General features: G+C 37.4%; 11 protein-coding genes. 6 read left to right on the forward strand and 5 right to left on the reverse strand.

All coding sequences use genetic code 11. The features are described 5' to 3' along the window. Window positions 1-72: 72 nt before the first annotated feature. From ADHAQ_RS0123135 to ADHAQ_RS28760, 3 genes are all read left to right on the forward strand, one after another. The gene (locus ADHAQ_RS0123135; protein ID WP_026464956.1) at window positions 73-372 is read left to right on the forward strand and encodes a sensor histidine kinase; all 300 of its coding nucleotides are present in this window, start codon (window positions 73-75) and stop codon (window positions 370-372) included. A gap of 325 nt (window positions 373-697) precedes the next feature. Then, a complete protein-coding gene (locus tag ADHAQ_RS28755; RefSeq protein WP_245590653.1) occupies window positions 698-1,693 on the forward strand; it encodes a PAS domain-containing protein in 996 nt (331 codons plus the stop codon). A gap of 3 nt (window positions 1,694-1,696) precedes the next feature. Then, entirely contained in the window at window positions 1,697-2,680 is a 984-nt protein-coding gene (locus ADHAQ_RS28760; protein ID WP_281172393.1) for a sensor histidine kinase, read from the forward strand. Between the two features lie 337 nt (window positions 2,681-3,017). Here the strand turns inward: ADHAQ_RS28760 and ADHAQ_RS0123145 are convergent, their stop codons facing one another. The 5 genes from ADHAQ_RS0123145 to ADHAQ_RS0123165 form a co-directional block, all read right to left on the reverse strand. Then, window positions 3,018-3,401 carry a response regulator gene (locus ADHAQ_RS0123145; RefSeq protein ID WP_211240608.1) on the reverse strand — a complete coding sequence of 128 codons (384 nt, stop codon included), beginning with the start codon at window positions 3,399-3,401 and terminating at the stop codon, window positions 3,018-3,020. 18 nt (window positions 3,402-3,419) lie between these two features. Then, window positions 3,420-5,291, reverse strand: coding sequence for a PAS domain S-box protein (locus tag ADHAQ_RS26880; RefSeq protein ID WP_051360118.1), 1,872 nt, complete (start codon window positions 5,289-5,291; stop codon window positions 3,420-3,422). A 513-nt stretch (window positions 5,292-5,804) separates the two neighbouring features. Continuing rightward, window positions 5,805-6,548, reverse strand: coding sequence for a fasciclin domain-containing protein (locus tag ADHAQ_RS0123155; protein ID WP_084523958.1), 744 nt, complete (start codon window positions 6,546-6,548; stop codon window positions 5,805-5,807). 420 nt (window positions 6,549-6,968) lie between these two features. After that, window positions 6,969-7,532, reverse strand: coding sequence for a hypothetical protein (locus tag ADHAQ_RS0123160; protein ID WP_026464959.1), 564 nt, complete (start codon window positions 7,530-7,532; stop codon window positions 6,969-6,971). A 148-nt stretch (window positions 7,533-7,680) separates the two neighbouring features. Continuing rightward, on the reverse strand, window positions 7,681-10,140 hold the full coding sequence (locus ADHAQ_RS0123165; protein WP_026464960.1) for a TonB-dependent receptor plug domain-containing protein: 2,460 nt from the start codon (window positions 10,138-10,140) through the stop codon (window positions 7,681-7,683). Between the two features lie 329 nt (window positions 10,141-10,469). Between ADHAQ_RS0123165 and ADHAQ_RS26885 the strand changes: the two genes are divergently transcribed. The 3 genes from ADHAQ_RS26885 to ADHAQ_RS0123185 all read left to right on the forward strand — a co-directional run bounded on the left by ADHAQ_RS26885 (window position 10,470) and on the right by ADHAQ_RS0123185 (window position 12,455). Beyond that, window positions 10,470-10,757 carry a hypothetical protein gene (locus ADHAQ_RS26885; RefSeq protein ID WP_051360119.1) on the forward strand — a complete coding sequence of 96 codons (288 nt, stop codon included), beginning with the start codon at window positions 10,470-10,472 and terminating at the stop codon, window positions 10,755-10,757. 285 nt (window positions 10,758-11,042) lie between these two features. Beyond that, the gene (locus tag ADHAQ_RS0123180) at window positions 11,043-11,639 is read left to right on the forward strand and encodes a porin family protein (RefSeq protein ID WP_026464961.1); all 597 of its coding nucleotides are present in this window, start codon (window positions 11,043-11,045) and stop codon (window positions 11,637-11,639) included. A gap of 249 nt (window positions 11,640-11,888) precedes the next feature. Beyond that, window positions 11,889-12,455 (forward strand): pseudouridine synthase, encoded by a 567-nt coding sequence (locus ADHAQ_RS0123185; protein ID WP_026464962.1) that lies wholly within the window; start codon window positions 11,889-11,891, stop codon window positions 12,453-12,455. Window positions 12,456-12,669 lie beyond the last annotated feature (214 nt).

Consider the following 12,669-nt stretch of genomic DNA (forward strand, 5'->3'; position numbering starts at 1 on the left):
CTGAAAAACAATTAAAAAAGCCATAGGTTTGGATATGACTTTTTTTAATTGTTAAACTTAATATATTGATGCATGATCCGCTTTAGAGGTATTAGCTTAGATAAATTCTTTTATTACTTCTACCTTGCCGCCTCCGGTACCCACCGATCCACCAAAATAAAAATATACCATAAAGGCAGTCGAGTTATTTTAAAATTTTATAAAATCTCGATTATTACTATTTTTAAACGGTTTCATAGTTATGTGGAAGGCAGTGGCATTGGACTCTACCTTGTTAAGCGCACTCAAGACAAATATGGCGGCCATATTCAGGTGGAAAGTAAGGAAGGCGTAAACTTCAAGTTTACTATATTCATCCCACAAGTCCATTAAAGATTAAATTTTCAAAATAATAAAATGTTCCTGCCCTGCCTACCGCTTTCTTTTTTAAATAAATAACTTAAACCAAAATTTAAAGACACTTACTTACCTTTTGATTTTTGCGTTAACCAGCAACTAATAAATAACCATTCATACTATTTATACGTAAAAAATAAGTTTTATAGAAGCTAAGAAATAAAAGCCTATTACTATTACTTACAAACCCAGTTTTAGTTAGTTTTCCCAAAGCTATTTCTTTTGCTTTTAGAAGGGTTGGTTGGTGCTGTTCACCTCATTTGGCAGGTGAAAACTTTCTTTAAAATGTTTAACTACTATAATGAGTAAAGTAACAGATATTGATACTTTTTCCTCTGGAAGCACAACAGGTTTGGAAAATCACAATACAGATGAAAATCGCATAACTGATGCCCGGTACCGGTTATTGGTAGAAGGAGTAACAGATTATGCTATTTTTATGCTGGACCCTACCGGCCATATAGTTACCTGGAACGCAGGCGCCAAACGCATTAAGCAATACGACGCCTCCGAAATAATTGGTAAACATTTTTCAGTTTTTTATACCTCAGAAGCAAATGCCAGGGAATTTCCACTCTTTGAACTGAAAGAAGCAAAAGCGAAAGGGAAATTCGAAGACGAGGGCTGGCGGGTGCGTAGAGATGGTTCGGTTTTTTGGGCAAACGTTATTATAACCACCATTTATAATAAAAAAGGGGAATTTATTGGTTTCTCTAAAGTTACCCGAGACTTATCAGAACGTAAAAAAGCAGAAGACGATTTATATAAAGCCTACGAAGAATTAAAAGACAGTGAAGAGCGGTACCGGTTATTGGTAGAAGGGGTAACAGATTACGCTATCTTTATGCTGGACCCAGCCGGCCATGTAGCTACCTGGAATGCAGGCGCGAGACGTATTAAACAATACGAAGCCTCCGAAATAATTGGCAAGTACTTTGCTAAATTTTATAGCCGCGACCTGGTATTAAAAGGCTTCCCGGAATATGAACTTTCAGTGGCCCGGACCACCGGCAGGTTTGAAGATGAAGGCTGGCGGTACCGGAAAGATGGAACAGCCTTTTGGGCCAATGTGGTAATAACTGCCATTTATAACAGCCGGCAGGAACTGATAGGTTTTTCTAAAATAACCCGTGACCTTAGTGAGAAAAAGCAACTGGAAGAACAACTGTTTCGGATAAACGAAGAACTTAAAGAAAGTGAAGAAAAAACCCGTATGCTCATAGAGAGTGTTAAAGATTATGCCATTATTATGCTTAATCCGGATGGGCTTATTGTTAGCTGGAACGCGGGGGCTTAACGCATTAAAGGGTACAAGTCAACAGAAATTATAGGCAAGCATTTTTCTGCTTTTTACCCGCGCGAAGCGGTAGAAAGCGACTTTCCGCAATTTGAATTAACCAGGGCTTTGCAAACCGGACGTTTTGAGGATGAAGGCTGGCGCATCCGGAAAGATGGTACAGCTTTTTGGGCCAACGTAGTAATATCGCCGGTGCATAATGCTGAAAACCGCCTGCTGGGTTTTGCCAAGGTTACTCGCGACTTAACCGAACGCCGCCGAAACGAAGAACTTACTAAGAAAAATAAAGAACTAGTTGCCATAAACAACGACCTGGATAACTTTGTATATACAGCTTCTCATGATTTAAAATCGCCTATATCCAACCTGGAAGGTCTTTTACTAGCTTTGGGGGAAGATTTAGGTACTGAAAAGGATAAACATCAGGAAATACTATTCATGATGGAAAGTACCGTTACTACCTTAAAAAATGTAATAAGTGATCTGGCCGATATTACCAATATCCAACAAGGAAAAGATAAAGTTGAAAGCGTAAATTTTCAGGCTGTTTTAGAAGATGTCAGGGAAAGCATGCGGGATTTAATTAAAACTCGGAATGCTGAAATAATAGTAGAAAAACAGGAATTCCAGAAGCTATTTTATTCGCGCAAAAATTTGCGGAGTATATTGTACAACCTGGTTTCCAATGCTATAAAATACGCCGATCCGCACCGCCATCCCCAGATACGAATAAGTACCAGCATTACTCCTACCGGCGAATATCTATTATCAGTGGCTGATAATGGATTAGGCATTCCGGAAAACCAAGTAAACAAAATTTTTAATATGTTTAAAAGAGCGCATTCTCATGTAGAAGGTTCTGGCATTGGCTTATTCCTTGTAAAGAAAATGCTAGAAAATACCGGAGACCGGATCTCCGTAGAAAGTTTAGAAGGCAAAGGATCTGTTTTTAATGTATATTTTAAACAAGATCAAAGCTCATATTAAACCGGAGTTAAAGGCTCTTTTAGCAGAAAAAGCGTTATCTGGCTACAGTAGTCTGATAACGCTTTTTCTTTAAGACTTTCTATTATAAAAGAATAAACTAAAGATATTTAATTTTACAGGTGTTTTCTTTTGGCAAAGAGAAAACCGACCCCGACTACTACTCCTCCAAATAAGAGAACTGAAAAAGCTGCAAAAAAATCAGGTTCCAAAAAGATTGTTCTTAGCGTATAAAAAGGCAAGCTTAATCTCAGGCCTATAAACTTCTGCTTTAATCAGGAATTACCAATTAATGTTTTTTTAGCAGCCACATTGATAATTATAAGAAGCTGCAAACTATTTAAGCCCTGCTGAAAACCTCCATAAAAGTTTCCTTGGAAATAGGCTTTATTATAAATCCTTTAACTTCATCTATACGCTCCGATCTATCTTTATCAGCCGCACTCGTTGAGGAACTAACAATATAAATGGTAATATCTTTAGCAAAAGTTATTTGATTGTACTCCTGTAGAAACTGCCATCCATCCATAAAAGGCATTTCTAAATCCAGTAATATCAGATCGGGTAATTTTTCAATGTCCTGGTGGTGCAGGCACAAATAATCAATGGCATCCTGAGCCTCGGTAAATTGTAGAATTGTTTCTACCTTCCCTGTTTCCTCAATTATTTTTTTGGTTAAAAACTGATAAACTACATCGTCATCAATTAAGCTTATGATAGCCATTTTATTCATATACAAGGATTAAAAAGTAACTGTAAATTCACTACCAACGAATGGTTTACTTATCAAGGTTATTTGTCCGCCAAAAGTTTCTATTTGATTTTTTATGATAAATAAACCAACCCCTTTACTATCGTAGCCTTTGTGGAATATCTTTTTCAGTTTGAAAACCTGGTTCCCGTATTTTTCCAGGTCAATACCCAAACCATTGTCTTTGACCTGTAAAACCATTCTGCCTTTTTCCCGGCGGGTTTTTATCTGAATATGGGGCTGTACATCGGTACGGCTGTATTTAATAGCATTACTAATCAGATTATACAAAATACTTTCCAGGTATACCTTAGGGTAGCTTATTTCCGGCTCTTCCAGGTCCTCCTCCACTATTATATTTCTTTCCTTTATCTGAGCCTTAAAATTCACATAGTGGCTGTTAATAATATCCTGCACATTGCAATTCTCAAACTGAATATTTTTATTTAGGCGGACCTCCACAATCTTCATCAGTTCATCCAGGGTAGAAAGCAGATTGCTACTCGTATCCCGCAGCATGTCATAATAAGGTACATGTGCAACATCAGGGCAGCTATCAGGCAAAACATCTAGCAGCATTTTAATATTTCCTGCCGGACCACGTAAGTTATGGGCTACAATTCGGTTAAATTCTTCTAATTGCCCTATCTTATGTTCCAGGTCCAGAGATAGCGTGTTAAGCGAATCGTTTTTCCACTCCAGTTCAGATATAAGTTCTTTGGTTTTAGAAATATCTACAATCTGAGAAATAAAATATTGCGGCTCATTATTTTCCCATACCAGAGACACCGATAATAAAGCCCAGATATAATGTCCGTTCTTAAGAATATACCGTTTCTCCAGCTGGTAATTATCAATTTCCTTATTAAGCATTTGCTGCACAAAGCCCATATCAGCTGCCAGATCGTCTGGATGAGTAATATCCTGAAAAGTCAGGGAAAGCAATTCTGCTCTTGAATAGCCAAGCATTTGCAGTAAAGCCGGATTTACATCTTGCCAGGAGCCGCTCGGATCAACTAAAGCAATACCAATAGTGGAGAAATGAAAAGCACTGGAGAAAGTACTTTCGGTGATGCGGAGGGCTTCCTGAAAAACTTTAGTAGCATGTATATCCCGAATGGTACCCACGAGCCGTAACGGAATTCCTTCCGGCGACCGGACTAAGGCCTTACCGGATGTCAGGAGCCATCGGTAATTACCATCTTTGCAAAGCAAACGGTGTTCTATATGGTATCCGGGAGTAGTACCGTTTAGGTGTTTTTCAATTTCTGCAAATACGCGCGGACGATCATCGGGATGAATGGCATTCTGCCAGGCTTCCAACTTATTTTCAACTTCACCGGGGCTATAACCTAATAAACCTTTCCAGTAATCCGAAAAATAAAGATCCTGGCTTTGGGTATCCCAATCCCAAACGCCCAGTTCACTACCTTCCAGGGCTAAGTGCCAACGTTCTTCACTTTTCTTCAGGTCCTGATCGAGCTTATGTTTTTCGGTAATATCTAAAAAAGTAGATATAACAAATAATTCGTCGTTTATCTTAAATGGACGGGAGTTAAGGCGAATCCATATTAGTTCTCCTTCGCCTAAATCTATTCCCATTATAACATTATTCTGAGGAATTCCTGTTCTTAGCGTAATAATACCTGGTAAGTCATCTTCCTGAAAAGTATCACCATCTGTCGTAATTCTCCTCCAACCACTCGGCAATGGAACTTCGCCTTTTATCTGCTCTTTAGAAAGCCTTGATATTTTTGTTACCTGTTCATTGAATTCTACAATTTCACCTTGAGCATTCCTAATGATTACGCCTTCAGCAATTGTATCAAAAACTGTCTTAAAAAAAATATTATCCGTGGACAACTGAAACTCCTATTAATTTAATTATTATTTAAAATAAGTCAATTATTTTTGATTAATCTATATTATATCACCTATAGCATTAAAATTATTTGAAAATTATTGAACAGTATAGGAAATATACCATTTTTATAAATATCAACTTCTAACTTAACATACTTTACAATTTATAATTATTAGTTAATTTAACGAACCTTTAAAATATTTAATTTTCTAAAATCTTATTCTTTGTTCTACTACTTCTAATTATAACTGCTCCACAGGCACCTATACTATCAGGTATAAACAACCCATTTTTACTTTTAAAGAAGAATTAAATAAGGGCCAATACCTCATGTGATTAAATAATTTCAACGGGTACAACCATTTACTTTATAAGCATAATTTTCACCTTACTTAACACATATTTGAAGGAGTAAATGATCCAAATTATTGGTTCGGGTTTCTTAAAATAAAAAAGCCCTTACCAATATATGGCAGGGCTTTTCAATAATAATAGGATTGTACACCCACTAATTAAGGATTGGTGCGGGCCGGAACAGGATTTATAATATTATCTACAATATGCACCACCCCGTCAGAGGCTTTCACATTAGCATTTAATATAATAGCTCCGCCAATATTTGTGGTACCGGCTGGTGTAGTACCAACAGGCAAATATCGGCTAGGATCATTACTTAATGATACTAAATTACTTCTACCAAATTGGTTAGTAAAAATCCGACCAGAAACAACGTGCGCTTGCAGCATACTAGCTAAAGCTGCTTTTCCTTCCGGTTCTAACATAGCCATCATTTTTTCTCTTGGTACCCGGGCAAAAGCAGCATTTGTTGGCGCAAAAATAGTTACTCTTTCCTGTTGATCGATAGCATTTACTAAGTCAGCTTTTTCTAAAAGCGTAACAAAGGTGGTATGGTTAGGGCTTTTTCTCAACAAAGAAAGCGCATCATATTTCTTTGTTTTTGCAATATCATCGAATAAATCTTTATTAAGCACTTTATCTTCTGTATTAGTATAAATCATGTCTAATAATTCAGAAGAACCAGCAACAGATGCTGTAGTAGAATAAGTGCCAGCATTAGAACTTACTCCTGTAGCATTATAAGAGGAGGTGCCAGTGTCCGTCATACCTCCGCTTCTTACAGAACTTTGCATATCGGTGCCAGTACTAGCAGCCATATTGTTGGAACTGGAGCAGCTAAACATAGTCAGCGCCGCTACTGCCAAAGCTGCCATTGGTTTATAAATTATCTTTTTCATAGTTAATAAAATCAATTAAAATTAAACTTTACCAAGATATACCCTTTATCTTTCAAGTTATATTTTACTGATTTAAAAAATATAAGTTTAATTTTATGAGCCTAAAATTTTATTAAACCATTAATTATCTGCTGTTTTTAAAAATATAGCTATAAATTCAGCAAATCATATTTATTAATTTTCTAAATATTAGACATAATTAAAATTGTATAATTTATATATAATAGCATTAAAATAAAACTATAAATATTATATAAAACCAATTATATTTTAAATAAAATTTTACCCCAAAGAAAAAGGTTAAAAAAAACCTCCACCAGGAAATGCCTTAGCACTCCTAAATGTGGAGCAAAAGATTTCTTACCCAAAGAAGCGCTTCAGCTAATAGAAATTTTGGTTAAAGTAAATAGGAAGGTAAGTCTATCCCGCTGAAGATAGTCTGCACGCTTTGCAAAATAAAGCCAGCGATGCAATTTCCCGCAAAATTTGTTGGTGGTATTTATCAGCTGAAATATCTGACTCTGCACCAGCTTGCTGCATTTGTACCCGCCTGGTTTCCAACTCGGCTAATAAGGCTTGCTGGGTTTGCTTTACAAAAGGTAAACTAAGGGGTTTTAAACTGGAATTATAAAGCTGCTGCCGGTATTTCCGGGCATACAATTCCAATAAATCAAGCTCCATTTGCGCATATTTTAACAAAATTTCAGTTCCCTCCCCTTCGTGCAACCAGGAGTGCTCCGGAACAAAGACTACTGTAACCGCAGAATTTACATCCGAAAGCTTCTTGGCGGTAGCACCAGATAACGCAGGGTGAAAAGTAAGCTTTGCTACTAAATGGTAAGTTAATCCGGGTTCATTTACAGGTGGCTCTGCTTTAAAATCTAATACCGTAAGTTTATAATTTTCCTGCCATTCCAGTTTTTCCTGTCCATACGTGTTCAAGGCAAAAAATAACAGAAAGACAAAAAATACATTTTTAAGCATAAGCAAAAGCACCAGAATTAACTAAAACTACCTCAAATATAGGAGCAGTCCCACTATCAATAAAAATTAAAAATAAAGTAATGAATTACTATTACAGGAAGAATAAAAAAAGCCAGCTGTTTTAAGTTAGCTGGCTTTTATACTTAAACTAAAGATTACGTTTTTTATTTGTTACAGCAAAAGTAGCTTCACCACTTCCTGGCTTACCATCATCCGAAATACCTTCGGCAATTGCCTGATACCTAGTAGTCCGATCTGCGGTGTAAAAAGTAACAGTAGCTTTGCCTTGAGCATCTGTTTTCACACTTGGGTTCCAATAAATTGTAGAACGCAAATCTGGCTCATTCCCGGCTGGTGCCTGTCCTTCGTATTGCGGGCTATAAAACTCCCTCACTTTGCTGTAACCACGAGCATTATGCACAATAATATATGTTCCTGGCTTAACCTCTCCTTGGTCTTCGTTAGTACGTTGGGTAAATAGCGCTATCACGCCTCCTGAAGCCCGTCCACCATAAATAGCGGCACTAGACATATTCTTCAAAATTTCTATTCGGCTAATATCAAATTGATTTAAACTATTAAGTGTACTTTCCGAAATAGGCATACCATCCAGTAAATACAAGGGAGAATTTTGCTGCCCCCGAATACTAGCTCGAAATTGATTTTGACCAGTCCGGAAAACCTGCAAACCAGCTACCCGCCCCTGTAAACTTTCTAAAATATTTCCGGAAGGTGCAATAGCCAATTCTCTTCTATTTAAAACCACATCTGCTTTCTGATGCAAGGTAAAAGGAACATACATATCCTTTTCACCTTTTATTTCTACATTAGGCAATAGAATACTTCGAAGGGTATAATTGGTATTGGCTTCTGCAACACTGGCTAACTGGTGGTTACTGGCCTTAATGAAATTATTATCTATATTAGCCAGCAGGTTATTGTACCAGGGCTCATTAAAACCTGAAGCCTGCGGCACAAAATTATTGTCGTCCATTTTAACTAATAGGTTATGGCGGCGGCCGCGGGCATCTGTTCCCTGAACAACCATATCTACATTACCGGTAAAATCAAAACCATTAAAAGCAAACTGGCCTTGTTTATCTGTTTCGGTTGTAATAAAGGAAGTTGTCTGGCCTTGCAAATACAACAAAGCCTCGCCTCCTTCTACCGCCTTTCCTTTGTTGGTTACTAATTTACCCTTAATAGATAAACCTTCTTCATTAGGAAACTTAAGAACCGGAAAGGCACCGTTAGCTATTTCTTTCCAGCCAAACCGCCGCCATCCCTGCGTCATTAGCAGGTAGTTTAAAGCAGTTCTTCGCTCCTGACTACTTTTTTCAAAATAATATCCCGGCTGTTCTACATATCCTTTTAAATCAGAAGTCAGCAACAAATAAGATTTAATATTCTGACTATTTTTACCATACTTTACCAAATCGGCATCGATAACCGCCAACGATAAATCAGCAGAAACAGGATTTCCCCTTCTATCGTTTGCAGCCACCAACATGGTTACTTTTTCCCTATTGTTATAAGCTGTTTTATCTGCTGTTAGGGTTACTGTCAAATCCTCCTGATTATAAACAAAAGCCAGTCTTTCTGCCAGCGGCTCGCCGGTAGCCCGGGCTAAATTAAACCGGATAATACCACCCGGAAATTTCTCCGTGTCAATATTTTTCCGGAGTACTTCCCCAGATTTTATATTTATATTTTCAGCATAAACAATGGCATCCCGACTAATTCCAGTTAATACTAAAGGCTCTGAATTAGTAGTATTTGCTGCTATAGTAATTGCTAGCGTCCTGGCATCTGGTGTTTCGTTTAAACTTAAAACATAACCTGATGGTTTAGCCGCTGGCAACGGATACGTGGTTGTTTTACCTTCTTTAGTTTTTACTTTGGCTATATATCGCTTACCAACTTGTGGCTGCAAGGTGAAAGCACCCATACCAAGGTGAGCATCCGAAAAATCCGCCTGCTTGTTTCCCTGTTCATCGAAAACAGCGCCTGCAACAGGTACTCCTGCTCCGTTTGCCGCAGTAGCTTTAAAGGCCACCTGGCTCTTTAATCCTGCTACCAAATCACCGCCTTCCGGAAAAAACTGCAAATCTATCGCTCCTGAAGCAAGGGCCGCTATTGCCTTTTCATCATTTGCCCCCACTATTTTTATCTCCTTATTAAAGAAGCTTTCTTCTCCTAAATTCCGCATCCATTGGGTATAGGCTACTAACCGATACTCGCCGGCTGGCAAATCCATTGGCAATTGAACATCACCTTTTGCTTTCCCATTTTCAGCTTTTAAGGTTAGTCGCTCTACTGCCTGATTTTTACCATTCATTAAATCTACATACAACACACCACTTTTGGTGGAGGGTCTGAGATTGGTCGCATCCACTACATAACCTTTCATCCAAATAGATTGACCGGGAGCATAATAAGGCTTATCTAGTTGCAGGTACACCTTTTCGGGCGAATACTGGTTCCGGAATGTTTCCAGATTAGCTTTTATCTCTTTTAGCAAATTGGCGGGCGGGTTGGCAAATGCTAAAATAGCCAGCAATAAAACTGGCAATATATATCTGAATTGTTTTATTTTATTTTTATTCATACCTCTCCTATTATATCAATAAGCCCAAGGCTTATCTTCCTCTCTACAAGTACCATTATACGTACAACAATCATTCCTAAGTAAGTTTTAATTTTATTATTTTATATAATTTTTTAAATTTTTATAAATTAAAACAAGTAGCCTACGGAACACAATTAATCCTATTTAATCCTCCCGTTATTTATATAGCAGAAGCTTAAAACAATGCGCAATGGCAGGCACTTTAAATTTCTTAACCTTATTAAATACTTTACCCGTACAATTAAAGCTCCGGATTTATCTGGAGAAAAAATGAACATTGTTTAATATTAAATTAAGGAGATAGAATAATGAGAAATAACGGAGATGCCGAGAATTTAAACGACAGTTCAAGTAAAGGAGTGGGTGTTAGTGGCCAGCAACCAGGGCCCATAGAAGGACCAGTAGCAGGTGGCGCAGATAACACCCGCGGCGAAAACAAACCCAGCCGGGAAGGAAGTGGCGAAGGAGCAAAAAAAGGAAAATCTCGTCCTGACTCAGATTATCCACAAGGCACCCATGCAAACCCATCGAACACTACGCGCGGTGCCGACAGCTCAGATAAAGAATTCAAGAATAACCAACAAAATGCTGGTTAAAACAAAAATTCATTAAAAGGAACCTACCCAAAGCCGGAAAATGAATTTCCGGCTTTTTTTATGGGCAGCAGTAAATTATAAAAAGAAGAATCTAGCCAATTATTTATCCTATCCTTTACCTCCTGATTAAAAAGAAAAATTATATTTAAGCTCTTGCCCAGCGGATTATATTAAAATAATTACATTATTTAACCTCTCTAATTTATTTAACGTTTATAAGGCAAATTATAATTGAGCAGGAAAAGTATTACCTGTTCGCCTTTAAAAAAACTAACCCTAATAACTATGAAAAAGATTTTATTTATTTTTAGCTTGTTTATTTGCGTACAGGCCGCTAAAGCACAAGATGTTCATTTTGGCTTAAAAGCAGGCGTTAATGCCGCCAACCTTATTTACAAAAACCAGGGGGAAGCAGAATTTAAACCTGGGGTACACGGAGGTTTATTAGCTCATATTCATCTGTTTGACCACTTTGCTCTCCAGCCTGAAATTATTTACTCTGCCCAGGGCGCCAAACATGTATCCCATAATGCTGAAAACAAAACCAATTTAAATTATCTGAATGTACCAGTGCTGGTACAATATATGTTTAATAACGGTTTCCGATTACAGGCTGGGCCACAAGTTGGCTTTCTGTTAAGTGCTAACCACGAAGTAAATGACATTAAAGCCAACCGGATTCAGAATTTTAAGTCCACAGATTTTTCAATACCTGTAGGTGTAAGCTATTTACATTCCTCTGGCTTAGGCGTAGATGCCCGCTGGACTTTTGGCATTACCAATATTAATAGTGTGGGCAATCGCTTACCAGATACCCGTAACAGTGTAGGGCAATTTGGACTATTTTATATGTTAAACTACGGACCAGGAAACCATCATTAACGCACTGGTAATTTCTACATGTACCTAATCAACGACATGAAATAGGTTCTATAAATAAAGAGTTTAAAATTCGAAAAATTTTAAAAGCTGCTACCAACTTAAACTTAGTAGCAGCTTTTTCTTTCCTGGCCAATTATGCTTTAACTTAATTACCACCTGCTAAATATATAAATTAGCTGTAGTTGCCAGGTAATTTGTAATTTTACCTTTTCTAAACTTAACGCTACTCTTTCAGGCGCTGATCGTTTCATGTCACATCGTCATTTTATTTTACATAAGCCCTTTGGTTATATCAGCCAGTTTAAAACGGATGCTAAAAAAAAGCTATTGCTAGGCGAATTATATCCGTTTCCGGAAGGCACAATGGCCGTGGGCCGCTTAGATCAAGATAGCGAAGGGTTATTACTACTGACTACCGATGGGAAAGCCAGTAATTTTATTACCAGTTCTAAAATAGAAAAAGAATACTTTGCCCAGGTAGATGGTGATATTACTCCGGAAGCCATCGCCCATTTACAAAATGGCTTGGAAATAGGCTTGCGCAACATTAAATATGTAACCAAATCCTGTTCGGCTTATAAACTTGAAAATGAGCCGGAATTTGCTCCCCGTCCCCGTAAAATTCGGGACGACAGGCATGGCCCCACCAGTTGGGTAGCAATAACCCTTACCGAAGGAAAAAACCGCCAGGTAAGAAAAATGACTGCTGCCGTGGGCTTTCCCACTTTACGATTGATTCGGGTTAGGATAGGCAATATACATTTAAGCCATATGAAACCAGGGGAAGTAATTGAAGTGCCTGCTTTTGAATTATAATTCCCTTACAGCCGTGTTTAAACTACCTAGGGAAATAGCAAGACATTTTTTGATTTTAGGGTAGGTCTAAATCTGAATTGATTCTTAGTAAGGATAAAATTATTCAAAGATTAATTTCATTAATGTAATAAGAACGTTTTCAAATTTATTATTATCTATATGTTAAACATTACTTATTAAGTAAGGATATGATTTAAATAAATTGAATATTTGC

The sequence above is a fragment of the Adhaeribacter aquaticus DSM 16391 genome, from assembly GCF_000473365.1.
Classification (GTDB): Bacteria; Bacteroidota; Bacteroidia; order Cytophagales; family Hymenobacteraceae; genus Adhaeribacter; species Adhaeribacter aquaticus.